The 25,364-nt window shown below is 73.5% G+C and carries 21 protein-coding genes; 13 read left to right on the top strand and 8 right to left on the bottom strand.

The genetic code is table 11. The features are described from left to right. The first annotated feature begins 38 nt into the window (after nt 1-38). Nucleotides 39-764 (top strand): helix-turn-helix transcriptional regulator, encoded by a 726-nt coding sequence (locus BFV98_RS06000; protein WP_013286003.1) that lies wholly within the window; start codon nt 39-41, stop codon nt 762-764. Nucleotides 765-798: 34 nt separating this feature from the next. Here BFV98_RS06000 and BFV98_RS05995 read toward each other — a convergent pair whose 3' ends face one another. Further along, nucleotides 799-1,200: a VOC family protein gene (locus tag BFV98_RS05995; RefSeq protein WP_013286004.1), complete on the bottom strand. Its 402-nt coding sequence runs from the start codon at nt 1,198-1,200 to the stop codon at nt 799-801. A 182-nt stretch (nt 1,201-1,382) separates the two neighbouring features. Here BFV98_RS05995 and BFV98_RS32195 point away from each other — a divergent pair, with 182 nt between their 5' ends. From BFV98_RS32195 to BFV98_RS05980, 4 genes are all read left to right on the top strand, one after another. Then, complete coding sequence (locus BFV98_RS32195; RefSeq protein ID WP_013286005.1) at nt 1,383-1,541, top strand: hypothetical protein; 159 nt, start codon at nt 1,383-1,385, stop codon at nt 1,539-1,541. Further along, the gene (locus tag BFV98_RS05990) at nt 1,538-2,953 is read left to right on the top strand and encodes a methyltransferase domain-containing protein (protein WP_071095279.1); all 1,416 of its coding nucleotides are present in this window, start codon (nt 1,538-1,540) and stop codon (nt 2,951-2,953) included. Before BFV98_RS32195 ends, BFV98_RS05990 begins: the two co-directional genes overlap by 4 nt. After that, nucleotides 2,946-4,991 carry a sulfatase-like hydrolase/transferase gene (locus BFV98_RS05985; RefSeq protein ID WP_071095277.1) on the top strand — a complete coding sequence of 682 codons (2,046 nt, stop codon included), beginning with the start codon at nt 2,946-2,948 and terminating at the stop codon, nt 4,989-4,991. Before BFV98_RS05990 ends, BFV98_RS05985 begins: the two co-directional genes overlap by 8 nt. 175 nt (nt 4,992-5,166) lie before the next feature. Beyond that, nucleotides 5,167-6,450 carry a citrate synthase gene (locus tag BFV98_RS05980; protein WP_013286008.1) on the top strand — a complete coding sequence of 428 codons (1,284 nt, stop codon included), beginning with the start codon at nt 5,167-5,169 and terminating at the stop codon, nt 6,448-6,450. A 179-nt stretch (nt 6,451-6,629) separates the two neighbouring features. Here the strand turns inward: BFV98_RS05980 and BFV98_RS05975 are convergent, their stop codons facing one another. Next, a complete protein-coding gene (locus BFV98_RS05975) occupies nt 6,630-8,027 on the bottom strand; it encodes a glycosyltransferase family 4 protein (protein WP_071095276.1) in 1,398 nt (465 codons plus the stop codon). A 317-nt stretch (nt 8,028-8,344) separates the two neighbouring features. Here BFV98_RS05975 and glgX point away from each other — a divergent pair, with 317 nt between their 5' ends. The 3 genes from glgX to treZ are packed head-to-tail and all read left to right on the top strand — an operon-like array spanning nt 8,345 to nt 14,499. After that, nucleotides 8,345-10,465 (top strand): glycogen debranching protein GlgX, encoded by a 2,121-nt coding sequence (gene glgX / locus BFV98_RS05970; protein WP_030274311.1) that lies wholly within the window; start codon nt 8,345-8,347, stop codon nt 10,463-10,465. Between the two features lie 3 nt (nt 10,466-10,468). Then, a complete protein-coding gene (gene treY / locus BFV98_RS05965; RefSeq protein WP_030274309.1) occupies nt 10,469-12,769 on the top strand; it encodes a malto-oligosyltrehalose synthase in 2,301 nt (766 codons plus the stop codon). Then, on the top strand, nt 12,766-14,499 hold the full coding sequence (gene treZ / locus BFV98_RS05960; protein ID WP_013477019.1) for a malto-oligosyltrehalose trehalohydrolase: 1,734 nt from the start codon (nt 12,766-12,768) through the stop codon (nt 14,497-14,499). Before treY ends, treZ begins: the two co-directional genes overlap by 4 nt. Before the next feature lie 4 nt (nt 14,500-14,503). On the opposite strand, the gene BFV98_RS05955 is transcribed toward treZ, so the two are convergent. Together BFV98_RS05955 and BFV98_RS05950 are read right to left on the bottom strand one after the other, a co-directional pair. Next, on the bottom strand, nt 14,504-17,320 hold the full coding sequence (locus BFV98_RS05955) for a BTAD domain-containing putative transcriptional regulator (RefSeq protein WP_030274307.1): 2,817 nt from the start codon (nt 17,318-17,320) through the stop codon (nt 14,504-14,506). 121 nt (nt 17,321-17,441) lie between these two features. Next, complete coding sequence (locus tag BFV98_RS05950; RefSeq protein WP_013477017.1) at nt 17,442-18,056, bottom strand: calcium-binding protein; 615 nt, start codon at nt 18,054-18,056, stop codon at nt 17,442-17,444. Between the two features lie 235 nt (nt 18,057-18,291). Here BFV98_RS05950 and BFV98_RS05945 point away from each other — a divergent pair, with 235 nt between their 5' ends. Continuing rightward, nucleotides 18,292-18,939, top strand: a complete 648-nt coding sequence (locus BFV98_RS05945) for a maleylpyruvate isomerase family mycothiol-dependent enzyme (RefSeq protein WP_030274305.1) — start codon at nt 18,292-18,294, stop codon at nt 18,937-18,939. Nucleotides 18,940-18,992: 53 nt separating this feature from the next. Here the strand turns inward: BFV98_RS05945 and map are convergent, their stop codons facing one another. After that, on the bottom strand, nt 18,993-19,766 hold the full coding sequence (gene map / locus BFV98_RS05940) for a type I methionyl aminopeptidase (RefSeq protein ID WP_071095274.1): 774 nt from the start codon (nt 19,764-19,766) through the stop codon (nt 18,993-18,995). 66 nt (nt 19,767-19,832) lie between these two features. Here map and BFV98_RS05935 point away from each other — a divergent pair, with 66 nt between their 5' ends. From BFV98_RS05935 to bla, 3 genes are all read left to right on the top strand, one after another. Further along, on the top strand, nt 19,833-20,123 hold the full coding sequence (locus BFV98_RS05935; protein ID WP_013286017.1) for a helix-turn-helix domain-containing protein: 291 nt from the start codon (nt 19,833-19,835) through the stop codon (nt 20,121-20,123). Between the two features lie 45 nt (nt 20,124-20,168). After that, nucleotides 20,169-20,774 carry a DUF6518 family protein gene (locus BFV98_RS05930; protein ID WP_244879762.1) on the top strand — a complete coding sequence of 202 codons (606 nt, stop codon included), beginning with the start codon at nt 20,169-20,171 and terminating at the stop codon, nt 20,772-20,774. Nucleotides 20,775-20,926: 152 nt separating this feature from the next. Then, the gene (gene bla, locus BFV98_RS05925) at nt 20,927-21,865 is read left to right on the top strand and encodes a class A beta-lactamase (protein WP_071095270.1); all 939 of its coding nucleotides are present in this window, start codon (nt 20,927-20,929) and stop codon (nt 21,863-21,865) included. Nucleotides 21,866-21,889: 24 nt separating this feature from the next. On the opposite strand, the gene BFV98_RS05920 is transcribed toward bla, so the two are convergent. Beyond that, nucleotides 21,890-23,368, bottom strand: a complete 1,479-nt coding sequence (locus BFV98_RS05920) for a glutamate--cysteine ligase (RefSeq protein ID WP_013477011.1) — start codon at nt 23,366-23,368, stop codon at nt 21,890-21,892. 187 nt (nt 23,369-23,555) lie between these two features. On the opposite strand from BFV98_RS05920, the gene BFV98_RS05915 reads away from it, so the two are divergent. Next, on the top strand, nt 23,556-23,897 hold the full coding sequence (locus BFV98_RS05915; protein WP_030274298.1) for a DUF3817 domain-containing protein: 342 nt from the start codon (nt 23,556-23,558) through the stop codon (nt 23,895-23,897). Here BFV98_RS05915 and BFV98_RS05910 read toward each other — a convergent pair. Next, the gene (locus BFV98_RS05910) at nt 23,878-24,768 is read right to left on the bottom strand and encodes an alpha/beta fold hydrolase (protein WP_013286022.1); all 891 of its coding nucleotides are present in this window, start codon (nt 24,766-24,768) and stop codon (nt 23,878-23,880) included. The two genes, BFV98_RS05915 and BFV98_RS05910, sit on opposite strands and share 20 nt — an antisense overlap. A gap of 36 nt (nt 24,769-24,804) precedes the next feature. After that, nucleotides 24,805-25,344, bottom strand: a complete 540-nt coding sequence (locus tag BFV98_RS05905) for a hypothetical protein (RefSeq protein ID WP_071098766.1) — start codon at nt 25,342-25,344, stop codon at nt 24,805-24,807. Nucleotides 25,345-25,364 lie beyond the last annotated feature (20 nt).

Here is a 25,364-nt window from a genome sequence, read left to right as displayed (position 1 = left end):
GGGAGGGTGGGAGGCGGGAGGGTGGGAGGGTGGGAGGCGTGTACCGGGAGTGGAAGGTGGCGGGGGTTCCGGGCGGGGTGCTGTGGAGCAGCGTCTCGGGCGGGAGTGAGACGCGGGTGCTGCCGGACGGGTGCCTGGATCTGCTCTGGTCCAGCCGGTCCGGGCTGCTGGTCGCGGGTCCGGACCGCACCGCGCACCTGTCGCGGTCGGCGCCGGGGGATCGGTGGATCGGGCTGCGCCTGCCGCCGGGGACCGGCCCGGCCGTGTTCGGGGTGCCGGCCGAGGAGTTGCGGGACCGCCGCGTATCGCTCGCCGACCTGTGGGGCCGCGCCGCCGCCGAGGTGACCGAGCGGGTCGAGACGGCGCTGGCCGCGCCGGGCGACGAGGCCGCCGGGGTGCTCACCCGGGTCGCCCGCGACCGGCTGCGCGCGGCCGGCGGCCCCGACCCGATCGGCGCGCATGTCGCCGCCCGCCTGGCCGCCGGGGCCACCGTCGCCGCGACCGCCGCCGAGGTCGGCCTCGGCCCGCGCGCCCTGCACCGGCGCAGCCGGGCCCTCTTCGGGTACGGCCCGAAGACGCTGGCCCGCATCCTGCGGATGCGCCGCGCGCTGGACCTGGCCCGCGCCGGTGCGCCGCTCGCCGAGGTGGCGGTGCGCAGCGGGTACGCCGACCAGGCCCACCTGACCCGCGAGGTGCGGGAACTGGCCGGGGTGCCGCCGACCCGGCTGCTCGCCCCGGCCCGGAGCCGCCCGCAGGTGACCTGACCGGCCCGGAAGCGGCCCGCGAGCCGGCTCCCGTCTACTCGGCCGCAGGCAGCGGGGCGAACAGGTCCACGCCGTTGCCGTCCGGGTCGTGCAGGACCGCGTACCGCTGGCCCCAGAACGCGTCCCACGGCGGCATCTCGCCGTGGTGCCCGGCACCGGTCAGCTCGGCGTACCAGCGGTCCACCTCCGACGGGTCGGCGCACCGGAAGGCCAGGCTCATCCGGTTGTTGCCGCCGGACGGGTCGAACTCGGGGTGGAAGCTGCGGATCACCTCGACCGTGTCCCAGGCCAGCCGTACGCCGTTCGGCAGGGTGACCTCGACGTGCCCTTCCGTCTCGGCGCCGGCCGGGATCGGCAGCCCCAGCCGCCGGTAGAAGTCGAGCGTGCGGGCCATGTCGGTGACCACGGTCCCGACCAGATCGAACTGCGGTGTCATGCCGGCCACGGTAGGCGCGACCGGCCCGGCCCGTCTTGAACGGATCGGACGGGGGACGAGTGGCCGGTGTGGCCGCGCACCCGGACGCCGAGACGTTACGGTGAGGGACAAGTCCGGCTCCGAGCAACAAAGCTCGCATTCCGGGCATGCTCCGATGACCGGCGAGGGAAGGAAAAGCAGCCGTGACGCATCTGGCCTACCTGGACGCGGGATCCGGCAGTCTCATCGTGCAGGCGGTGGTCGGCGGGGTGGCCGGGGTGGCGGTGGCCGCCAAGCTCTACTGGCGCCGCCTGGTGTCCCGGTTCCGGCGTCAGCCCTCCGACCAGGGTCCGGCGGCGTGACGATCCCCGACACCGGCGTCCGCGTCGAGCCCGGCTCCTTCCGCGACCCCGGCAACCGGGTGTTCCACCGGGGCGAGGAGGTGCTGCGCGGGCTCGACGAGCGCTCCGCCCGGGACTGGCGGGCGCTGTCGGTCACCGACTTCTTCCGGCAGGCCACCAGCACCGGGCAGATCGTCGGCACCGAGGAACTGACCCCGACCCCTGTCGACGCGCCCTGGACCACGGTGCTGCGGCACGAGCGGATCCCGTTCGTCTCGCACCCCTACGAGTGGTCGTCCGCGATGCTGCGCGACGCGGCGCTGCTGCACCTGGACGTGCTGCGCGCCGCCCTGGAAGCAGGCTTCACCACGAAGGACGGCTCGGCGTACAACGTGCAGTGGCGCGGCGCCCGGCCGGTCTTCATCGACGTCGGCTCGTTCGAGGCGCTGCGCGACGGTGAACCCTGGGCCGGCTACCGGCAGTTCTGCCAGACGCTGCTCTACCCGCTGCTGATCCAGGCCCACCTCGGGCTGGACTTCCAGCCGTTCCTGCGCGCCCGCGTCGACGGCGTCGAACCGGACCAGATGCGCCGGCTGTTCGGCGGCACCCGGCGCTGGCGGGCCGGTGTGCCCACCCACGTGCACCTGCACGGCGCCATGCAGGCCCGCAACTCCGCCGCGAGCACCACAGACGTCCGCGCCCAGTTGCGCGCCGCCGGGTTCTCCCGCGAGCTGGCGCTGGCCACGGTACGCGGGCTGACGAAGCTGGTCCGCCGCCTCGACCACCGGCCCGGCGACAGCCACTGGTCGGACTACCAGCGCACCTGCGCGTACTCGGTGCCGGACCGGCAGGCCAAGGAGGAGTTCGTCGACCGGGCGGTGGCCGCCGTCGGTGGCGGCTCGGCGCTGGACCTGGGTGCCAACGACGGCCGGTACGCCCGCATCGCCGCCCGGCACGCCGCGCACGTCGTCGCCGTCGAGCAGGACCCGGCGGTCGTCGACACGCTCTACCGCGCGCTGCGCGACGAGGGCGAGACACGGATCCTGCCGCTGGTGATGGACCTGGCCGACCCGTCCCCGGGCGGCGGCTGGCGCGGCGTCGAGCGGGCCGCGTTCGCCGACCGGGCCCGCGCGGACACCGTCCTGGCCCTGGCCGTGGTGCACCACCTCGCGATCGGGCGCAACGTGCCGCTGCCCGAGGTGCTCGACCAGCTCACCGCGCTCACCGTCACCGGCGGCAGCCTGGTGGTGGAGTTCGTCCACCCGGACGACCCGATGGCCCGCCGCCTGCTGGCGAACAAGCCCGACGGCCTGTTCCCGGACTACCGGCGCGACGTCTTCGAGGCGCTGCTCGCGCGCCGGGGCCGGGTGGTCGCCCGGACCGAGCTGCCGTCCGGCACCCGCACGCTCTACCAGGTGGTGGTGGGTGGCTGAGGACACCCTCGCACCACCCCGCGACCACACGGCCGTCCCGGTCCGGCGGGAACGCCGGCAGTGGTGGCGGGCCGAGGCGGCCCGGCTGGCCGAGGTGGTGGCGCTGGTCGGGCTGGTGGTCACCCAGCCCTTGCTCGACGTGCTCGGCCGCAGCCCCGACTTCTTCCTGTTCCACCGCGCCTCCCGGGCCGACGTGCTGCTGCTGGTCGCCCTGATCGCGCTCGCGCCGACAGCGCTGTTCGCGCTGCTGGGCGCGTTTGCGCTGCCCGCCGGACGCCTCACCCGGGCCGCCGTGCACACCGTGTTCGTGGGCCTGCTGCTCGCCGCGCTGGCGGTCCAGGTCGGCCGGCACGTCACGCCGCTTCGGGGCGTACCCCTGCTCGTTGCCGCCGGTGTGGCCGGAGCCGCCGGCGCGGCCGCGCACCGGCGGTGGCGGGCGCCCCGGCGGGTACTGCGGGTCGCCGCCGCCGGGCCGCTGGTGTTCGTCGGGCTGTTCCTGTTCGCCTCGCCCGCCTCGGCGGTGGTGCTGCCGCGCGGCGAGGGCGGCGCGGCCGGTGTGGCCGGCGCGGGCGCGCACCCGCCGGTGGTCATGATCGTGCTGGACGAGCTGCCGCTCGTCTCCCTACTCGGCCCGGACGGCCGGATCGACGCTGAGCGCTACCCGAACTTCGCGGCACTGGCCGGCGGGTCGACGTGGTACCGCAACGCCACCGGCGTCAGCGGCTGGACGCCCTACGCGCTGCCCGCGATGCTCACCGGGCGCTACCCGGAGCGGGAGGCGGCGCCGCACTACTCGCAGTACCCGGACAACCTGTTCACCGCGCTCGGCGGCCTCTACCGGATCAAGGCCGAGGAGAGCATCACCCGGCTCTGCCCGCCGAGCCGCTGCGAGCAGGCCACCACCCCGGAACAAGGGCTCGGCGTGCTGGTCCGGGAGAGCGGCCGGCTGCTCGGGCGGATCGCCGCGCCGGTGGACAGCCGGATCGACCCGGAGGACTCCTACCGCGAGCGGACCGCCGCCGAGGCCGGGCTGGACGCCGCCGAGCCGGTGCCTGACGACCCGAAGTTCCGCTGGGACACCCTGGATGACAACCAGCCGGCCCGGTTCACCTCGTTCCTGGCCGGGCTGCGCCCCGACACCCGGCCCACGCTGCACTTCCTGCACCTGCTGATGCCGCACTCGCCGTGGGCGTACCTGCCGTCCGGGGCGCACTACGCGGCGCCGGACGACCTGCCCAACGACGGCGCCGGCTGGGTCGACCTGGCCCGCGCCCGGCACCTCGCCCAGCTCGGCTACACCGACCGGCTGATCGGCGAGACGCTGCGGACGCTGCGCGCCACCGGCCTCTACGACCAGGCGCTGGTCGTGGTCACCGCCGACCACGGCGTCAGCTTCCGCCGGGACTGGCAGGGCCGGGGGATGGACGCCATCGACCACGCCGCGAACGAGGTGGCCTGGGTGCCGATGTTCGTCAAGGAACCCGGCCAGCGCGCCGGACGGGTGGACGACCGCAACTGGGAACACGTCGACCTGCTGCCCACGATCGCCGACGAGACGCACATGCGGGTGCCCTGGCGGATGGACGGCCGGTCGGCGAAGGCGGCCCCGCGCGAACGGGCCGACAAACGCTTCTACGACCGCCCCGGCCAGCCGGTCACCGTCACCGGCGGCGTGCCCGCCCCGCTCCCGCCGCCTCCCGTCGACCCGCTCGTCGGCACCCGGGTCGGTGACGTGCCGGTCGCCGGGACCGCCACGGTGGCCAACCGGGACGCGTTCGACGCGGTCGACCCGGCCGGCGGCGGGCTGCCCGCGATGGTCTGGGGCACCGTGCCGGACGGCGTACCCGACGGCACCCGGCTCGCCGTGGCGGTCAACGGCACCGTCGGCGCGGTGGTGCCCGTGGTGCCCCCGGACGCCGCCGGGCGGCGGTTCGCCGCGCTGCTCGCCGACGACCGTCTGTTCGCCGCCGGAGCCAACCGGCTCGACCTCTACCGGGTCGGCGACGACGGGACGCTGCGGCGGCTCACGCTGTCGTGACGGACCTCCCGAGCGTCCCATGGCCGCGCTCCCATCCGGTTTCCGGACCGGCTGGCCGGGAAACAGGTGACGCACACCTCACCCTCAAACCATGACGAGCGGTGTTCTCCGCGCCGTGATTACGGTAGAAGCGAAGGCAATTCAACGAAGATCTTGCCGGCGAAGCGAGGAACAGATGACGGAAGTCAAGCTCGACCACCCCGGTGGGCAGCTGTCGATGCCGGTGCAGTCCGCGGTTGAGGGCCCCGCCGGGATCGGGGTGAGCAAGCTGCTCAAGGAAACCGGGATGACCACGTACGACCCCGGTTTCGTGAACACCGCGTCCTGCTCGTCCGCCATCACCTACATCGACGGTGATGCCGGCATCCTGCGGTACCGGGGTTACCCGATCGACCAGCTGGCCGAGAAGTCCTCTTTCCTGGAGGTCTCCTACCTGCTGATCTACGGCGAGCTGCCGTCCCAGACGCAGCTCACCGAGTTCAGCGAGCGGATCCGGCGGCACTCGCTGCTGCACGAGGAGATGCGCCGCTTCTTCGACGGCTTCCCCCGCGACGCGCACCCGATGGCCGTGCTCTCCTCGGCCGTCAGCGCCATCTCGACCTTCTACCAGGACAGCCTGGACCCGTTCGACTCCGAGCACGTGGAGATGTCCACGGTGCGGCTGATGGCGAAGGTCCCCACCATCGCGTCGTACGCGTACAAGAAGTCGATCGGGCAGCCGCTGCTGTACCCGGACAACTCGCTGGGCTACGTCGAGAACTTCCTGCGGATGACGTTCGGCGTACCGGCCGAGCCGTACGAGGTCGACCCGGTCGTCGCCCGGGTGCTGGACATGCTGTTCATCCTGCACGCCGACCACGAGCAGAACTGCTCCACCTCGACCGTGCGGCTGGTCGGCTCCAGCAACGCCAACCTGTTCGCCTCGGTCTCGGCCGGCGTGAACGCGCTGTTCGGCCCGCTGCACGGCGGCGCCAACCAGGCGGTCCTGGAGATGCTCCAGAAGATCCAGGCCGACGGCGGCGACGTCCGCTCCTTCGTGCAGAAGGTGAAGGACAAGCAGGACGGCGTGAAGCTGATGGGCTTCGGGCACCGGGTCTACAAGAACTACGACCCGCGCGCCGCCATCGTCAAGAAGGCCGCCCAGGACGTGCTCGGCCGGATGGCCAAGCCGGACCCGCTGCTGGACCTCGCCGTGCAGCTCGAGGAGATCGCGCTCGCCGACGACTTCTTCGTGTCCCGGCGGCTCTACCCGAACGTGGACTTCTACACCGGCCTCATCTACAAGGCCATGGGCTTCCCGACGAAGATGTTCACGGTGCTGTTCGCGCTCGGCCGGCTGCCCGGCTGGATCGCGCAGTGGCGCGAGATGATCAACGACCCGGAGACCAAGATCGGTCGCCCGCGGCAGATCTACACCGGCGCCACCGAGCGGGACTACGTCCCCGCCGCCCAGCGCTGAGCGTGCAAGGAAGGGCCCCTTCTTAACGCCTCAGGTAGAGGAGGGGCCCCCTTTTAACACGCGGACGACGAAGGCCGCCGACCCTGCTCGGGTCGGCGGCCTTCGTCGTCCGCACCGGGGTGCGGGGGCGTTAATAAGGGGCCCTTCCTCTACCTGAGGCGTTAATAGGGGGCCCTTCCTTACCTCAAGCCGGCGGCGGTGAGGAGGTTGCCCTCGGGGACTCGCGGGCTCGTGTGGCCGTGTGCCATGCGGTGCTGGGCGCGGGCCGCGGTGAACGCCGGGTCGCCGGCGATGGCTGCGGCGTACGCGGCGGCCGTGCGGGACGCGATGGCCGCCCAGCCGTACTGCTCGTGCACCATCGTGCGGGCCCGCCGGGCGAGCGCACGCGCCCGGTCCCGGTCCGACAGCAGCGCGTGCACCGCCTCGGCGAGGCCGTCCGGGTCGTGCGGGGCGAACGTCATCCCGGTGACGCCCGGCTCCACGATCTCGGCCAGCCCACCGGTACGGGCGACGGCCAGCGGCGCGCCCGCGGCGGCCCCCTCCAGCGCCACCATGCCGAACGGCTCGTAGATGCTCGGCACCGCGAAGCAGTCCGAGGCGGCCATGACGGCGGGCAGGTCGGTGCCGCCGAGGAACCCGGGCATGCTCACAGTGGCGCCCAGCCCGAGGCGGTGCACCTCGGCCTCCAGTTCCGCCTTGTACGGCCCGTCGCCGACGATCACCGCGCGCAGGCCCGGGTGCCGGTCGCGCAGCCGGGGCAGCCCGGCCAGCAGGTGCTGCACGCCCTTCTCGTACACGAGGCGCCCGGCGAACGTGACCAGCGGGCCGTCGGCGGCGAACCGGGCCCGGGCGGCGGCGACCGCCGACGCGGGCACCCGCCAGCGGTGCGGCTCGACGCCGTTGGGGACCACGTCGACGCGGGTGGCGTCCACGCCGAACAGCGCGCCCACCTCGTCGCGCATGTAACCGGAGCAGACGATCACGCGCCCGGACTCGCCGGCGAGCCAGTGCTCGACGCCGTGGATGGTGCGGTTCATCTCCTCGGGCAGCCAGCCCTGGTGCCGGCCCGCCTCGGTGGCGTGGATGGTGCTGACCAGCGGCACGTCCAGGTGCTCGCGCAGCGTCATCGCGGTGTGCGCGACGAGCCAGTCGTGGGCGTGGATGACGTCGTAGGTGCCGGAGGAGGCGGCGCGCAGCGCGGCCCGGGTGAGGGTGTGGTTGAACGCCATCGTCCAGGCCAGCAGCGAGCCGGTGGCGAGGGGGAAGGTGACCGGGTCCTCGGCGGCGCGGACGATGCGGACGCCGTCGGCGTACTCCTCCAGGGGAGCGCCCTCGGCGTGGCGGGTGACGACCGTGACCTCGTGCCCGGCGGCGGCCAGGGCGACTGACAGCGCGTGGACGTGGCGGCCGAGCCCGCCGACGAGCACCGGCGGGTACTCCCACGACAGCATCAGGATGCGCCGGGTCCGGGGCGCGGACCCGGCCGGCGACGGGGGCGCCGGGCGGGAGGTGAGGGTGGGCCGGTGGAGCCGGTCCGTCGCGGTGGCGGGCTGAGCGCCGACCCGCAGAGTGGTCACGTGGATCTCCGTCCATGCATGGTGAGGCACGCCGGCTTCGGTGGCGGCGTCGAGCGGTGGTGAGGTGTGGCCGAACGGCCGGGCGGGCCCGCGCGCGCGTGGGCCCGGATCCAGGAAAGTCCATCCGCCGCCGGTCCGCATCTCGAAAAGGGCGATCGTGACGGATGACACCCGAACGTCTATCCGTTCGCACGAGGGCGGATTCGGTTACGGTCCGAACGGGTGGATTGACGGCGGGTACGACTGGGCATCACCGGCGTGCGCATCGGCGGTTCCCCCTGTCCGGTGCGCTCACGATCATGGGCCGAAGGAGCGACATGCAGGTCTGGCCGGGCGAGAGCTACCCCCTCGGCGCCACGTACGACGGGATGGGCACCAACTTCGCGATCTTCTCCGAGGTGGCGGAGAAGATCGAGCTGTGCCTGTTCGACGAGTGGGACATCGGCACCGAGCGGCGGGTGGAGCTGCGCGAGGTCGACGCGTACGTCTGGCACGCCTACATCCCCGGTGTCGAGCCCGGCCAGCGCTACGGCTACCGGGTGCACGGGCCGTGGAACCCGGCCGAAGGGCTGCGCTGCAATCCGCACAAGCTGCTGCTCGACCCGTACGCGAAGGCGGTCGACGGGGAGATCACCTGGGATCCGTCGGTCTACGACTACGAGGTCGGCGGCGACCCGGACCGGATGAACACCGCCGACTCGGCGCCGTACATGCCGAAGTCGGTGGTGGTGAACCCGTACTTCGACTGGGGCAACGACCGGCCGCCGCGCACCCCGTACCACCACTCGGTGATCTACGAGGCGCACGTGCGCGGCCTGACCATGCGCCACCCGGGCATCCCGGAGGAACTGCGCGGCACGTACGCGGCGATCGCCTCACCGGTGATGATCGAGCACTTCAAGCGGCTCGGCGTGACGGCGGTGGAGCTGATGCCGGTGCACGAGTTCGTGCACGACCACCGCCTGGCCGACCTGGGGCTGCGCAACTACTGGGGCTACAACACCATCGGCTTCTTCGCCCCGCACCACGGCTACTCCGCGCTGGGCCGCCTCGGCCAGCAGGTGCAGGAGTTCCGGGGCATGGTCAAGGCGCTGCACGCCGCCGGCATCGAGGTCATCCTCGACGTGGTCTACAACCACACCGCCGAGGGCAACCACCTCGGGCCGTCGCTGAGCTTCAAGGGCATCGACACCCCGAGCTACTACCGGCTCTCGGAGGACGACCGGCGCTACTTCGTCGACTACACCGGCACCGGCAACAGCCTCAACGTCCGCAGCCCGCACTCGCTGCAACTGATCATGGATTCGCTGCGCTACTGGGTCACCGAGATGCACGTCGACGGCTTCCGGTTCGACCTGGCGGCCACGCTCGCCCGCGAGTTCTACGAGGTGGACCGCCTGTCCACGTTCTTCGAGGTGGTGCAGCAGGACCCGGTGGTCGGCCGGGTGAAGCTCATCGCCGAGCCGTGGGACGTGGGCCCCGGCGGCTACCAGGTCGGCAACTTCCCGCCGCAGTGGACCGAGTGGAACGGCAAGTACCGCGACACCGTCCGCGACTTCTGGCGCGGCGAGCCGGCCACGCTCGCCGAGTTCGCCTCCCGCATCTCCGGCTCGGCCGACCTCTACCAGGACGACGGCCGCCGCCCGTTCCACAGCATCAACTTCGTCACCTGCCACGACGGGTTCACGCTCACCGACCTGGTCTCCTACAACGACAAGCACAACGAGGCGAACGGCGAGGACAACCGGGACGGGGAGAGCCACAACCGGTCCTGGAACTGCGGCGTCGAAGGCGAGACCGACGACCCGGGCGTACGCGCGCTGCGTGCCCGGCAGCGGCGCAACTTCCTGGCCACGCTGATCCTGTCCCAGGGCGTGCCGATGCTCGGCCACGGCGACGAGCTGGGCCGCACCCAGCGCGGCAACAACAACGCCTACTGCCAGGACAGCGAGATCGCCTGGGTCGACTGGGACCGGGCCGACGACGAGCTGCTGGACTTCGTCCGCCGGCTCACCGAGTTCCGCAACCGGCACCAGGTGTTCCGCCGCCGCCGGTTCTTCACCGGCCTGCCGGTGGGCGGCCGGGCCGCCGGGTCCGGACTGCCGGACCTGGCCTGGTACACCCCGGACGGCCGGGAGATGACCGGCGAGGACTGGGGCAACGACTTCGGCCGCTCGGTGGCCCTGTTCGTCAACGGCGACGGCATCGGCGAGCGCGGCCAGTACGGCCAGCGCCACCGGGACGACTCGTTCCTGCTGCTGTTCAACGCGCACGACGCGCCGCTGGACTTCACGCTGCCCGGCGAGGAGTTCGGCACCCGGTGGGAGCTGGTGATCAGCACCGCGGAACCCGATCCGGAGAAGACGACGCTCGTCGAGGCGGGCGGCACGGTCTGCGTGCCGGACCGTTCGCTGCTGGTCCTGGAGAGGACGGCCTGACCGATGCCCGACACCCCCCGCTCGACGTACCGGGTCCAGGTGCGTCCCGGCTTCGACCTGGACGCCACGGCCGAGCTGGCGGGCTACCTCGCCGCGCTCGGCGTCACCCACCTCTACACCGCGCCCCTGCTCACCGCCACCCCCGGCTCCACGCACGGCTACGACGTGGTGGACCACCGCGCGGTCAACCCGCAGCTCGGCGGCGAGGCCGCCCGGGCGCGGCTGGTCCGGGCGCTGCGCGCGGCCGGGCTGGGCCTGGTCGTGGACATCGTGCCCAACCACGCCGGGGTGGCCCGGCCCGAGGCCAACCCGGCCTGGTGGGACGTGCTGCGGCGGGGACGCGAATCGGTGTACGCGCGCTGGTTCGACATCGACTGGGACCGCGGACGGCTGTTGCTGCCGGTGCTCGCCGACACCGCCGACGCGCTCGACGACCTGAAGCTCGTCGACGGAGAGCTGCGCTACCACGAGCACCGCTTCCCGGTCGCCGACGGCACGGGCGACGGCACGCCCCGGCAGGTGCACGACCGGCAGCACTACGAGCTGGTGAACTGGCGGCGCGGCGACGCCGAGCTGACGTACCGCCGGTTCTTCGCCGTGTCCGACCTGGCCGGCCTGCGGGTGGAGGACCCGGAGGTCTTCGACGCCACCCACGCGGAGATCCTGCGCTGGGTCGCCGCCGGGGACGTCGACGGCATCCGGGTCGACCACCCGGACGGGCTGCGCGACCCGGCCGGCTACCTGGCCCGGTTGCGCGCCGCCGCGCCGGAGAGCTGGCTGGTGGTGGAGAAGATCCTGGAGTACGGCGAGGACCTGCCGGACTGGCCGGTCGACGGCACCACCGGCTACGACGCGCTGGCCGCCGTGTCCGGGCTGTTCGTCGACCCGGACGCCGAACCGGAGTTCACCACTCTGGACGGCCGGCTGACCGGGCGGCACACGTCCTGGGCCGACCTGACGCACGCCACCAAGCTGGAGGCCGCCACCCGGCTGCTCGCCGCCGAGCTGACCCGGCTGGCCGCGCTCGTGCCGGAGCTGCCCGGCGAGCAGGTCCGCGCCGCCCTGGCCGAGCTGGCGGCCTGCTTCCCGGTCTACCGCGGCTACCCGCCCGAGGGCGCCCGGCACCTGGCCGCCGCCCGCAGCGAAGCAGGCCGCCGCCGTCCCGACCTGATCGGCGTGTTGGACGCGGTCACCGCCCGGCTGCGCGACCCCGGCCACGAGCTGGCCGCCCGGTTCCCGCAGTTCACCGGCGCAGTCATGGCCAAGGGCGTGGAGGACACCGCGTACTACAGGTGGAGCCGGTTCGTCGCCCTCAACGAGGTCGGCGGCAGCCCGGCCCACTTCGGCGTACCAGCGGCCGAGCTGCACCGGTTCGCCGCCACCCGGCAGGTCCGCTGGCCGGCGAGCATGACCGCGCTCTCCACCCACGACACCAAGCGCGGCGAGGACGTCCGCGCCCGGCTCGCGGTGCTGTCCGAGATGCCCGGCCGCTGGGCCGAGCGGGTCGCCGACTGGATGTCCCGCGCGCCGCTGGCCGACCCCGCGCTGGCCCACCTGCTCTGGCAGACCGCCGTCGGGGCGTGGCCGATCGAGCGGGAGCGACTGCACGGGTACGCCGAGAAGGCCGCCCGGGAGGCGTCGGTCACCACCAGCTGGGCCGACCCGGACCCGTCCTTCGAGCACGAGATGCACGCCCTGGTCGACCGGATGTACGACGACCCGGAACTGCACGCCCAGATCACCGCGTTCGCCGCCGAGATCACCCCGCCCGGCTGGTCCAACGCGCTCGGGCAGAAGCTGGTGCAGCTCGCCATGCCCGGTGTGCCCGACGTCTACCAGGGCACCGAGCTGTGGGAGAACTCGCTCGTCGACCCGGACAACAGGCGGCCCGTCGACTTCGCCGTACGCCGGGACATGCTGGCCCGGCTCGACGCCGGATGGCGGCCCGCGGTGGCCGACGACGGCGCGGCCAAGCTGCTCGTGGTGTCCCGGACGCTGCGGTTGCGCCGCGACCGCCCGGACCTGTTCGGCGGCTACCGGCCGGTGCCGGCGCGCGGCCCGGCCGCCGCGCACGCGGTGGTCTTCGACCGGGGCGGCGCGGTGGCGGTGGCGACCCGGCTGCCGCTGCGGCTGGCCCGCTCCGGCGGCTGGCGGGACACGACAGTGTCACTTCCCGTTCATCAGTGCACCGACTTGTTCACCGGGCGGGTCTACAGTGGTTCTGAGCTGCTCCTGGATGATCTGCTGAGCACCTATCCCGTCGCCCTCCTCGCACCCACCGACTCTGTGGAGGCCGCCGCATGACCGAGTTCACGGTGTGGGCGCCCGAGGCCGCCCGGGTGCGGCTGCGCCTGCCCGGCGCCGCCGACCACGCGATGCGTCAGGGGCCGGACGGCTGGTGGCGGGTCGAGGTGCCCGACGCCGGGCCGGGCACCGACTACGCGTTCCTGCTCGACGACGACGAGCAGGCCCTGCCGGACCCGCGCTCGGCCTGGCAGCCGGCCGGGGTGCACGGGCCCAGCCGGCTCTACGACCACGCCGCGTTCGGCTGGACCGACGCCGCCTGGACCGGCCGGCAACTACCCGGCAGCGTGCTGTACGAGCTGCACATCGGCACGTTCACCCCGGAGGGCACGTTCGACGCTGCGATCGCGAAGCTCGACCACCTGGTCGACCTCGGCGTCGACATGGTCGAACTGCTGCCCGTCAACGCGTTCAACGGCGAGTACAACTGGGGCTACGACGGCGTCTGCTGGTATGCCCCGCACGAGCCGTACGGCGGCCCGGACGGCCTGAAACGGTTCGTCGACGCCGCCCACGCCAAGGGCCTGGGGGTGATCCTCGACGTCGTCTACAACCATTTCGGGCCCTCCGGGGCCTACGCGCCGCGGTTCGCGCCGTACCTCACCGAGCAGAGCAACACCTGGGGCCGCACCGTGAACCTGGACGGCCCGCACTCCGACGGGGTGCGCCGCTACATCGCCGACAGCGTGCTGACCTGGCTGCGCGACTACCACGTCGACGGGCTGCGGCTGGACGCCGTGCACGCCATGCCGGACGGCCGGGCCGTGCACTGGCTGGAGGAGGTCGCCGCCGAGGTCGAGGCGCTGTCGACGCACCTCGGACGGCCGCTGTCGCTGATCGCCGAGAGCGACCTCAACGACCCGCGCCTGATCACGCCCCGCGAGGCGGGCGGGTACGGCCTGCACGCCCAGTGGAACGACGACGCCCACCACGCGCTGCACACGCTGCTCACCGGCGAGCGGCAGGGCTACTACGGCGACTTCGGCTCCCTGGAGTGCCTCACCGACGTGCTGACCGGCGGCTTCTTCCACGCCGGCACCTGGTCCAGCTTCCGCGGCCGCAGTCACGGCCGCCCGGTCGACAGGCAGCGCACGCCCGGCCACCGCTTCGTGGCGTACCTGCAGAACCACGACCAGATCGGCAACCGGGCCACCGGCGACCGGATCTCCGCCACGCTGTCGCCCGGCCTGCTGCGCGTCGGCGCGACGCTGCTGATGACGGCGCCGTTCACGCCGATGCTGTTCATGGGGGAGGAGTGGGCGGCCTCCACGCCGTGGCAGTTCTTCACCAGCCACCCCGAGCCGGAACTCGCGGCGGCGGTCGCGACCGGCCGCCGACGCGAGTTCGCCGACCACGGCTGGGCCACCGACGACGTACCCGACCCGCAGGACCCGCAGACGTTCCTGCGGTCCCGGCTGGACTGGGCCGAGCTGGACAAGCCGGAGCACCGTGAGACGTACGACCTCTACCGGCGGCTGATCGCGCTGCGCCGATCCCGGGCCGACCTGTCCGACCCCCGGCTGGACCGGGTCGACGTACGCCACGGCGACCGGTTCCTGGTGATGCGGCGCGGCGAGACGCTCGTGGTGGCGAACCTGGCCGGCCGGGCGCAGCGGATCAACCTGCCCGGGGTGGTACGCCGGGTGCTGCTCGCCACCTCGGAGGGCGTCACTGTGATGCGCGACGGCATCGAGTTGCCGCCGGAGAGCGCGGCGATCGTGGCGCTCTGAGCGCTCACTGGTGAAGTTTCCGCCGTACCGCCTCGGCGTCGGCGTGACCGAGTTCGTCGAGCAGCGCGAGTGACCGCCGCCAGGCGTCCCGGGCCGCGTCCGCTCGCCCGGCCGCGGCCCACGTGTCGCCGAGGTGGTCCAGCACGATGCCCTCGGCATGCCGGTCACCGATGTCGGTGAACAGGGCGAGGGCCTGCCGGAAGCAGTCGACTGCGTGCTCGTACTCGCCGAGGTGGTGGTGGGCGAAGCCGATGCTGTCCCACGTGTTCGCCTGCCCGTACGCGCTCCCGGCCTGCTCGGACAGGGCGAGCGCCCGGCGGCAGAAGGTGATCGCGTCGTGGTGCTCGCCGAGCTGTGAGTGGTACCAGCCGATCGCGTTGAGCGCGACCGCCTGCTTGAGCGGGCCGCCGACCCGTTCGTAGAGGGCGAGGCTCCGCCGCGCGTGCGGCAGGGCCTCCCGGGGCTGCCGCTGCCGGTCGTGCAGCATGCTGAGGTCGAAGTGGGTGTGCGCCCGCCCCTCGTCGTCGCCCAGGGCGGCGAACAGGTCGAGCGCGGCGAGCAGGTTGCGCTGCGCCTCGTCGTACCGGCCGAGGTTGGAGCAGGCCCCGGCCAGGAGCCGGTGCGCCTGGGCCTGCGCGGGACGGTCACCCGACCGCCGGGTCGCCTCGACCGCCCGGCGGGCCACTGTGGCCCAGTCGTGCCAGTGGCCCTGCCTGTCGAAGTAGGTGGCCAGGGTCCACGACAGCTGCCCGGCAGCGGTGTCGAGGCCGTTGCCGGCGGCGTAGTCGATCATCGCGAGGAGCACCTGGTGTTCGCTGGTGAACCAGGCCAGCGCGGCCGCCAGGTCGTCGAGCCGTTCGGCGGTCACCCCCGGCGCGGCGGGGGCCAGGGTCAGCGGGTCGCGCTGCGGGGACAGCAGCAGTGCGGCCGCGTGCGCCGTGTGCAGGTGGTGGTCGACCAGCCGGCACAGCGCGGGCCGGGTACCGGCCGGGTCGCCGGTCGCCCGCTCGACCGCGAAACTGCGGACCAGGTCGTGCATGCGGTACCGGCCCGCGACGTGCTCCTGCACGAGATGCGCGTCGACCAGCTCGCGCAGCAGCGGGCGCAGCTCGTCCGGCGTACGGGCGGTCAGGCCGGCCGCCGCGGCCCGGCTGATGTCCGGGCCCGGGGCGAGTCCGAGCAGCGTGAACACCTCCGCCGAGGCCGGTGTGAGCGCCGCGAGCGAGCGGGACAGCACCACGCGCAGGTTCGTCGTCGCCTCGTCGCCGGCCAGCGCGTCCAGCGGGTGGACAGCCGTGGTCAGCTCCGCCGCGACCGACGACAGGGGGAGTTCGGGGTGAAGCGCGGCACGGGCCGCCACGATCCCGAGCGCCAGCGGCAGACCTCCGCAGAAGCGCAGGATGTCCGCGACGGCGTCCGGGTGTCCCGCCACCCGTGCGGCACCCACCTGCCGGACGATCAGCTCGTGGGCCTCGTCGTCGGGCAGCACGTCCAGTGGCAGCGGACGCGCGCCGTGGGTGGTGACGAGGCCGGCCAGCTGCCGGCGGCTGGTCACCAGGACCGCACTCGTGGGCGTGCCGGGCAGCAGCGGGATCACCGTGGCGGTGTCGCGGGCGTCGTCGAGAACCACCAGCAGCCGGCGGCCGGCGACGAGCGTGCGGTACAGCGACGCCCGGGCGTCCGGGTCGGCCGGGACGCGTGCCGGTTCGACGCCGAGTGCTTCGAGGAATCCGCGCACCGCCGCGGGCCACGCCACCGGGTCCGCGGTCGGATCGAAGCCGCGCAGGTTGACGTAGAGCTGCCCGTCGGGGAAGCGGCCGGCGTTGGCGTGCGCCCAGCGCAGGGCCAGCCAGGTCTTTCCGACGCCACCGCCACCACCGATGGACGAGATCACCACCGGCGACCCGCCGCCGTCCGGGCGTCCCGCGTCGCCGAGTTGTTCGTCGAGGCGCGCGAGCTGGGCGGTCCGGCCGGCGAAGACCCCTGGCGACGCTGGTAGCTGCCGGGGCACGGCACCCGCATCCCGTGCCGGGCCGGTGGCCGTCGCGCTTGATTCGCCGCCGCCCGGCAGGTCCGGCGGCGCGATCGCCGCGTCGGCGGTGAGGATCTGCTGGTAGAGCTGTGCCAGCGGCGGGCTGGGGTCCGTACCGACCTCGGCGGCCAGCCGGCGGCGCATCCGGTGGAAGTGCTCGAGGGCGTCGGCCTGCCGCCCGCACCGGTACAACGCGAGCATCGCCTGCGCCGCCAGGCGCTCGTCCCACGGGTACCGGCCGCTCAGCGCCAGGACGTCGGGGAGAAGGCGGACGTGCCGGCCCCGGCGCAGGGCGATGTCGTTGCGGTCCAGCGCGGCGGCGAGCCGCTGCCGGTCGAGGGTCTGCCGGTAGGCCACCAGCCACTGTGTGGTCAACCCGTCGAACGCCTCGCCGCGCCAGAGACCCAGCGCCCGTTCCAGGCAGCTGATCGCTGTCGCGTCGTCCCCGGCGCGCCGAGCCTGCTCGGTCAGCTCGCGGAAGCGGTGCAGGTCGACGCGGTCCGGGTCGACGGCGAGCAGATAGCCGGGATGGCGCCGGACGATGCGGACCTCGTCCGTGCCGGCCAGGGCCCGGCGGAGCCGGGACAGGTAGCCACGCAGGGTGGCGGTGGCCCCGTCCGGCGCCTCGTCGCCCCAGACCCGGCTGATGAGCTGTTCGGTCGCGACGACACGGTTGGGCTCGACCAGCAGGGCGGCGAGGACGCACTGTTGACGGGCGTGACCGATCCGGACCGTCCGGCCGTCGACCCGGACGTCCAGGTCGCCGAGTACCCGGAACTCCACCGCCACGGACTGTCACGGTAGCCGCGGACGGCGATGGTCGGACCGGGCCTGACGACGATCCGACAGGCGGCAGCGCGACGGTCCGCGTTCCCGGTCTCCCGGTGCGCGGACCGCCGTGCCGGCGGGATCACGGGCAGTTGATCGGGAGATCCAGGGTGGGCCGGGGATCGTCGATCACCGCGTCCGGTCCGCAGTCACCGTCGTCCCAGCCGGGGCCGCCGACCAGGGTGTCCACGCCCTGGTCGCCGTAGAGGTGGTCGTCGTTGCTGCCGCCGTCCACGCGGTCGTTGCCGTCCAGGGCGCTGGGCCCGATGAAGCGGTCACCGTGGATGGTGTCGGCGCCGCCGTCGCCGTGGAGGTTGTCGTTGCCCAGGTCGCCCCAGATGTCGTCGCCGGTCAGCCCGCCGTAGACGATGTCGTCGCCGCTGTTGGCCTGGATGTCGTCGTTGCCGTCGAGCCCGCAGATGATGTCGTCGTAGACGCTTCCGACGATGACGTTGCGAGTTGTCGTGCCGATGATGAACTCCGGGCCGTTGGCGTTGTTGCTGACGTAGAGCGCGCCGGCGAATCTCAGGGTGTATCCGGCCGGCACCGGCGCCCCGGAGTAGGGGCCGCAGTCGGCGGGGACGATGTAGGCCGCGGACGCCGGGGCGGCGCCACCGGCAAGGCCCGCGGCGGCCAGGACGAGCGCACCGACCACCGAGGCGGCGGCACGCGAGGTGGAGAGGAAACGGTGTGACATGACGCTTCTCCCTTGCGGTTTGATGGATGCGAGAAGCGTCACCGGCGAGCGTTCAGCGGACGTGCAGCAAACGTTGAACCCGACTCGCCCCCGTCGATCTTGGAGTTGTGGCGCCTCGAATGTCGCCGATGCCGGGTTGGTGAACCACCACAACTCCAAGATCGGCGAAGAGGGGAGCGGTGAGTTCGCCGCGGCGGCGCGGTCCAACCTCCGACGGCCCGACTCTGGAGGTTCCATGTCCGACACGCTGACCCGCAGCGAGCTGTGGGCGCTCGCGCACGCCGAGCGCGCCGCCCTGGCCGACGATCTCGCCGGGCTCGACGCGGCGCAGTGGGCGCGGCCCTCGCTGTGCAGCCGGTGGACGGTGGAGGAGACGCTGGCGCACATGACCGCGGCGGCGAGCATCGGCCGCGTCCGCTGGCTCGCGAGCGTGCTCGGCGCCCGGTTCGACTTCGATCTGCACAACGACCGCCGGCTGGCCGGGCACCGGGGCGCCGACCCGGGGGAGACGCTGGACCGGTTCCGCCGGATCATCGGCAGCACCACCTCGACGTTCGGGCCGACCGAGGCGTGGCTCGGTGAGGTGGTCGTGCACGCCCAGGACATCCGGCGTCCGCTCGGCCTGACACGGACGCCGTCGGTCGAGGCCGTCACGCCGGTCGCCCGGTTCTACGCCGGGCGGGACTTCACGGTGGCCGGGCGCAGCGCGATCGACGGCCTGCGGGTGGAGGCGACCGACGGACCGTTCACCGCCGGCACCGGCCCGCTGGTCAGCGGCACCACGCTCGCGCTGATGATGGCGATGGCCGGGCGGGCCGCCTACTGCGACGACCTCACCGGCCCCGGCGTGCCGGAGCTGCGGGAGCGCTGCGCACCCGCCTGACGACGCCCGGCGGCGGGAACGCGGGAGAACGGCGACGCCTGCCGCAGCGAAGGTCACTGCTTCGGCAGCGTCAGGATCTCCGCGCCGTCGTCGGTGATGGCGATGGTGTGCTCGCTGTGCGCGGTGCGGCAGCCGGTCGCGCTGCGCAGCGTCCACCCGTCGGCGTCGGTGACCAGCGTGGCGGTGTCCGCCATCACCCACGGCTCCAGCGCCAGCAGCAGTCCGGGACGCAGCGTGTAGCCGCGACCGGGGCGCCCGGTGTTCGACACGTGCGGGTCCTGGTGCATCGTCGACCCGACGCCGTGGCCGCCGAACTCGGTGTTGACCGTGTATCCGGCTTCGGTGAGGACCGAGCCGATGGCGTACGAGAGGTCGCCGACGCGGGCGCCGGGGCGGGCCGCGGCGATCCCGGCCTGCAGCGCCCGTTCGGTGGCGTCGATGAGCGCGACGCTCTCCGCGGGCCGGGCGTCACCGACGACGAAGCTGATCGCGGAGTCGGCCACCACCCCGCCCAGCGAGACGGCCAGGTCGAGGCTCAGCAGGTCGCCGTCGGCCAGCGTGTAGTCGTGCGGCAGCCCGTGCAGCACCGCGTCGTTGACCGAGGTGCAGATGTAGTGGCCGAACGGCCCGCGCCCGAACGACGGCTCGTAGTCGACATAGCAGGACTGCGCCCCGGCCTCGGTGATCATGCGCTGCGCCTGCCTGTCGATGTCGAGCAGGTTCGTGCCGACGGTGGTGCGGCTGCGCAGCGTCCGCAGGATGTGGGCGACCAGGGCGCCGGTGTCCCGCGCCCGCCGTACGTCGGTGGGGCTCAGGATCTCGATCATGCAGGCGCCTTCCTCACGCGACCAATAAGTATCCCGGTCATGTTATCCCGGTATTAGAATCCTGGCATGGTCAGGTTGCCCCTCACCCCCGCCGAGGTCGAGCGCGGGCAGCGCCTCGGTGCGCTTCTGCGCCGCGCCCGGGGCGAGCGTTCGATGCTGCTCACCGCGCTCGACGCCGGTGTCTCCCCGGAGACGCTCCGGAAGATCGAGTCCGGCCGGGTCGCCACGCCGGCGTTCCCCACCATCGCCGCCATCGCCGACGTCCTCGGCCTCTCCCTCGACGAGGTGTGGGCCGAGATCAGCCGCTCCGACGCCGCGGTGCGTCTCGCGCCGTCCGAGCGGCGCCTGGCTTCGTAGGGCCACCCTGCCGACCCGGGGAGCATACTGAGTATGCTCCCCGGCATGCCACCCTCGCGTCGCGCCGTCGCGCTTGTCGTCCCCGTCGCCGGTTTCCTGCTCGGCTTCCTGGACTTCGTCTGGATCAAGTGGGTGCCGTTCCCGTTCGCCGAACTCGGCAACTCCACAGCCACCTGGGCGGTCGCCGCGTTCGCGCTGGGCTGGTGGATCCGGTCGGGCGCGGTGCGCGCCGCCGTGGCGGCCAGCGTCCTGCTGATCGTCGCGGTGCCCAGCTACTACCTGGCGGCGACGCTGCTCCAGGGCGACGACCTCGCCGTGATCTGGTCGCCCACCTCGATCGTCTGGATGGCGTTCGGCGTGGTGGCGGGCGTGGTGTTCGGCGTCGGCGGCATCTGGGCGCGGACCGACGGATGGCGGCGAATCGTGGGGACCGCCCTGCCGGTGGCCGTGTTCGTCGAGGAGGCGCTGCGGTTCGCGCTGAAGTCCGGGTCGTACCCCGGAGCGTGGTGGAACGTGGCGATCGACCTCGGGCTCGCCGCGCTGCTCGTGGTGCTGATCGGCCGGTCCGCCCGGGTGCGGCTGCTGGCCGCCGCGGTGGCGCTGCCGGTGGCCGCGCTCGGCGCTGTCACGTTCGCCGCCGTCGCGGGCTGACCCGCCGCGTCGGCCGGCGAACCACCGGTCCTGGCCGGCGCGGGCGGACGGCCGGACCACCGCGCCGGCCGAGAGGCTGCGGACCGCCGACGACCGGGATCGGCGACAATGGCCCGAGAACGGCGTGGTCCGGACGACGGGGGAGGAAACGGATGATCCGACGGCAGGTGCTCGCGGCGGCGATGCTCACGGCGACGGCTCTGGTGGCCGGCTGCACCACGGACCGGCCCGGAGCCGCACCGCCGACCAGCGCCCCGGCCGCATCCACCGCACCGGCCACGCCGAGCGCCACACCGAACGCCTCGCCGGTGCCCGCGCCGCCGGAACTGGCGGCCCTGGAGCGGCGCTCCGGCGCCCGGATCGGCGTCTTCGCCCTCGACACCGGCACCGGCCGCACCCTCGCGCACCGGGCCGACGAGCGGTTCGCGTACGCCTCCACGTGCAAGGCACTCGCGGCGGGCGCGATGCTGGCCGCCACGTCGGACGCCGACCGGGACCGGGTGGTCCGCTACCGGCGCGCGGACCTGGTGGCGCACTCCCCGGTGACCGAACGGCACGTGGAGACCGGGATGACGCTGCGGGACGCCGCCGAGGCGGCGGTGCGGTACAGCGACAACACCGCGGGCAACCTGCTGTTCGACGCGCTCGGCGGCCCGGCCGGTTTCGCGCGGGCGCTGCGAGACGTCGGCGACCAGGTGACCCGGCCCGCCCGTACCGAGCCGGAACTCAACGCGGCCACGCCCGGCGACGAGCGCGACACCAGCACGCCGCGCGCGCTGGCCGGCTCGCTGCGGGCGTACACGCTGGGTGAGACCCTGCCGCCCGCGGACCGCGACCTGCTGCTGGGCTGGATGCGGGCCAGCACCACCGGGAGCGGGCTGGTCCGGGCCGGCGTGCCGGCCGGCTGGCAGGTGGCGGACAAGTCCGGCACCGGCGGGTACGGCACCCGCAACGACATCGCCGTGGTGTGGCCGCCGGACCGGGCGCCGATCGTGCTCGCAGTCATGTCCAGCCGGGACAGCCGCGACGCGGAGCCCGACGACGCGCTGGTGGCCCAGGCCGCGCGGGCGGCCGTGACGGCGCTGCGCTGACGCGGGGCACCGCGCCGGCCCGGCTCAGGGGATCGGCCACTCGTGCACGGGCCGGTTGCTGTGCATCAGGTCGACGTAGTGGCGGACCACCTCGCGCAGCGCCGCCGGCCGGTCCATGTGGTCGGCCGACTCCAGCCGGTGCAGCGTCTCCACCTGCCACGTCGCGCCGTTGCGGCCGGTCAGGCAGCGCTGCTCGACGATGCCGAGCAGCCGGTCCCGCTCCGCCGGGTCCAGGCCCCACCGGTCCAGCCCGTGGTGGGCCATCGGCAGCAACCGGCGCAGCACCAGCTCGGTCACCGGCAGGTAGCCCAGCCCGGGCCAGTACACCTGGGCGTCGATGCCGTGCCGGGCGCAGGCGTTGAAGTTCTCCTCGGCCGCGCTGAACGACATCTGCGACCACAACGGGCGGTCGGACTCGGCGAGCGCCCGTACCAGGCCGAAGTAGAACGCGCCGTTGGCGACGGTGTCCACCACCGTCGGCCCGGCCGGCAGCACCCGGTTCTCCACCCGCAGGTGCGGCCGGCCCTTGAGCACGTCGTAGACCGGCCGGTTCCACCGGTAGATGGTGCCGTTGTGCAACCGCAGCTCGGCCAGCTTCGGCACGCCGCCGCTGTGCAGCGTGGCCGCCGGGTCCTCCGGGTCGCAGACCGGCAGCAGCGCCGGGAAGTAGCGGACGTTCTCCTCGAACAGGTCGAACACCGACGTGATCCAGCGTTCGCCGAACCACACCCGCGGGCGTACGCCCTGGGCCTTGATCTCCTCCGCCCGGGTGTCGGTGGCCTGCTGGAACAGCGGCACCCGGGTCTCGCGCCACAGTTCCCGGCCGAAGAACAGCGGGGAGTTCGCGCCGAGCGCCACCTGGATGCCGGCGACCGCCTGGGCCGCGTTCCAGTAGTCGGCGAACTGCGCCGGGCTGACCTGGAGGTGGAACTGGGTGCTGGTGCACGCCGCCTCCGGCGTGATGGTGTCGGCGGTGGTGGCCAGCCGCTCCACCCCGCTGATCGCGATCGGCAGGTCCTCGCCCCGGGCGGCGAAGATCTGCTCGTTGAGCAGCGCGTACCGGGGATTGGCCGACAGCGTCTCGGCGGTCAGGTGCTCCGGGCGCAGCGTCGGCAGGATCCCGATCATCACCATGTGCGCGCCGACGGTGCGGGCCTTGGACTCGGCGGCGTTCAGGCTGGCACGGACGTGCTCCTCGAACGCCGCGGTGCCGGTGCCGGCGAGCCGCCGCGGCTCGACGTTGATCTCCACGTTGAACTGGCCCAGTTCGGTCTGGAACGCCGGGTCGGCGATCGCCTCCAGCACGTCGGCGTTGCGCATGGCCGGGTCGAAGCCGTCGTCGACCAGGTTCAGCTCGATCTCCAGGCCGGTCATCGGCCGCTCCACGTCGAACCGGGACTCGCGCAGCATCTCGGCGAACACGTCCAGGCACCGCCGGACCTTCTCGCGATAGCGGGCCCGGTCCTCCCGGCTGAAGGTACGCACGCCGACGTCCTCGCCCATGGTCACCACCCTGTCACCGTTGGTTCTCCCCAACCTCGCACGGAGTGGCGGGTCAGGAAAGGCCCGGAGGCCCTTTTCTGTACCCCGTGGCGGCCCCGGTGATCCCCGTCGCGGGGCAGCGGGTTCCGTCCGGGCGGCCCGGCCCGGGCGGCTAGCATGGCCGCCGACGGCGAAGGGGAGTGGCGGAATGCGCGACGGGTGGATCCGGGCGTTCGTGGTGGCGGCGTTCGCCGAGGCCTGCTCGTGGGCGGCGCTGCTGGCCGGCATGGCGGTCAAGTACGGCCCGCCCGGCGACGAGATCGGCGTGAAGATCTTCGGCCCGATCCACGGCGCGCTGTTCGTGGTCTACGGCCTGCTGGCGCTCGTGGTGGCCCGGCGGCGCCGCTGGACGCTCGTGCAGACCGGGCTGGCCCTGGCCAGCGCGGTGCCCCCGTTCGCCACCGTGCTGTTCGAGCGCTGGGCGAACCGCCGGGGCCTGCTCGACGCGCCGGCTGCGGCGCAGCGGCCGCTCACCCCCGCGGGTCGCTGACCGCGGCGACGTCCTCGGCGAGGAACCCGGCCAGCACGTCGGTCAGCTCCCGCGGGGCCTCCTCGGCCATGTGGTGCCCGGACGGGATCGACGCGGTCCGCACGTCGTCGGCCCAGTCCCGCCAGATCGCGGCCGGGTCGCCGTAGAGGTCGACCATGTCGTCGCGCTCGGACCAGGCGAACAGCACCGGGCAGCCGATCCGCCGCCCGGCGGCCCGGTCGGCGTCGTCAGCCGCCCGGTCCGGCCCGAGCCCGGCCCGGTAGTCCTCGCACATGGCGTGCACCGTCGCCGGGTCGTGGATGGCGCGCCGGTAGTCGGCGTACGCCTGCTCGCCCATCTCCTCCGGTGATCCGCCGTACCAGGCGTCCGGATCGGCGTTGATCACCCGCTCGGCCGGCTTGGCGAGCTGACCGAGGAAGAACCAGTGCCACCAGCGGGCGGCGAACCGGGCGTCGCAGCGGGCCAGCGCCTCACCGATCGGCACCCCGTCCAGCACGCCGAGGCGGCTCACCCGGTCCGGATGATCCAGGGCGGTCCGCATGGCCACGTACGCGCCGCGGTCGTGACCGATCACTGCGGCCCGGCGGTGGCCGAGCGCGTCGAGCAGCCCGACCACGTCGGCTGCCATCGCCCGCTTCGAGTAGACGGTGTGCTCCGGGTCGCTCGGCGGCTTCGACGAGCCGCCGTAGCCGCGCAGGTCCGGGCAGATCACCGTGTGCCGCGCGGCCAGCCGCGGCGCCACCCGGTGCCAGGTCGCATGGGTACGCGGGTGCCCGTGCAGCAGCACCACGGGTGGCCCGGAGCCGCCGTGGCGTACCCGCAGGCGGACCTCGCCGACGTCGATCTCGGTGAGCGTGAATCCGGCGAACATGGCCGCAGCGGTGCCCGCCTCCGGTGACGGGGAAACCTAGGTCAGGGCCGAGCAGGCGGCCACGCCGAACAGCAGCACGGCGCCCAGCATGGCCTGGAGCAGCAGCGCCGGACCCAGATGGGACCAGAGCGTCGCGGTACGCGGGGTCAGCAGTTGCCCGGTGGTCAGGTTGACGATCCGCTCGATCCGTGGCGGCAGGTCCTCGTCACGTTGCGCCCGCAGCGTGAGCTGGACGTGGTCGCCGGGGTGCAGCGCGCTCTGCGGCAGGTGGCCGTGCAGCTCGACCTCCACCAGCCGGCCGGCGGCGTCGCGTACCCGGACCGGGGTGACCAGGAACTCCGGCCCCTTCTTCAGCTCCTTGAAGCTGCGCCGGGCCCCGCCGCCGCCGCTGCTGAGCAACGCGCGCATCACCTTCAGCAGCAGCCCCACCACGCCCGCGGCGGTCAGCACCGCGACCAGCGCGGGCTGCCCGACCCGGACCTCCCGGGCGTAGCCCTCCATCAACCGGACGAGACGCCCGGTGACGACGCGTTCCGTCGGGTGGACGACGCGTCGGCTGTACAGCTCCGTGTCCATGTTCACCACCGAGAGTCCCG

The sequence above is a fragment of the Micromonospora sp. WMMB235 genome (assembly GCF_001855515.1).
Classification (GTDB): Bacteria; Actinomycetota; Actinomycetes; order Mycobacteriales; family Micromonosporaceae; genus Micromonospora; species Micromonospora aurantiaca.
The sequence above is the reverse complement of the archived record's forward strand: the minus strand, read 5'-3'. Positions and strand labels throughout refer to the sequence as shown.

Coding starts and splice junctions, on each gene's coding strand:
- bla (WP_071095270.1), top strand. CDS start 20,927: ATGATCCGACGGCAGGTGCTCGCGGCGGCGATGCTCACGGCGACGGCT.
- map (WP_071095274.1), bottom strand. CDS start 19,766: ATGATCGAGATCCTGAGCCCCACCGACGTACGGCGGGCGCGGGACACC.
- BFV98_RS05950 (WP_013477017.1), bottom strand. CDS start 18,056: ATGTCACACCGTTTCCTCTCCACCTCGCGTGCCGCCGCCTCGGTGGTC.
- BFV98_RS05910 (WP_013286022.1), bottom strand. CDS start 24,768: ATGTTCGCCGGATTCACGCTCACCGAGATCGACGTCGGCGAGGTCCGC.
- BFV98_RS05915 (WP_030274298.1), top strand. CDS start 23,556: ATGCGCGACGGGTGGATCCGGGCGTTCGTGGTGGCGGCGTTCGCCGAG.
- BFV98_RS05920 (WP_013477011.1), bottom strand. CDS start 23,368: ATGGGCGAGGACGTCGGCGTGCGTACCTTCAGCCGGGAGGACCGGGCC.
- BFV98_RS05995 (WP_013286004.1), bottom strand. CDS start 1,200: ATGACACCGCAGTTCGATCTGGTCGGGACCGTGGTCACCGACATGGCC.
- treY (WP_030274309.1), top strand. CDS start 10,469: ATGCCCGACACCCCCCGCTCGACGTACCGGGTCCAGGTGCGTCCCGGC.
- BFV98_RS05930 (WP_244879762.1), top strand. CDS start 20,169: ATGCCACCCTCGCGTCGCGCCGTCGCGCTTGTCGTCCCCGTCGCCGGT.
- BFV98_RS05945 (WP_030274305.1), top strand. CDS start 18,292: ATGTCCGACACGCTGACCCGCAGCGAGCTGTGGGCGCTCGCGCACGCC.
- treZ (WP_013477019.1), top strand. CDS start 12,766: ATGACCGAGTTCACGGTGTGGGCGCCCGAGGCCGCCCGGGTGCGGCTG.
- glgX (WP_030274311.1), top strand. CDS start 8,345: ATGCAGGTCTGGCCGGGCGAGAGCTACCCCCTCGGCGCCACGTACGAC.
- BFV98_RS05905 (WP_071098766.1), bottom strand. CDS start 25,344: ATGGACACGGAGCTGTACAGCCGACGCGTCGTCCACCCGACGGAACGC.
- BFV98_RS05980 (WP_013286008.1), top strand. CDS start 5,167: ATGACGGAAGTCAAGCTCGACCACCCCGGTGGGCAGCTGTCGATGCCG.
- BFV98_RS05935 (WP_013286017.1), top strand. CDS start 19,833: ATGGTCAGGTTGCCCCTCACCCCCGCCGAGGTCGAGCGCGGGCAGCGC.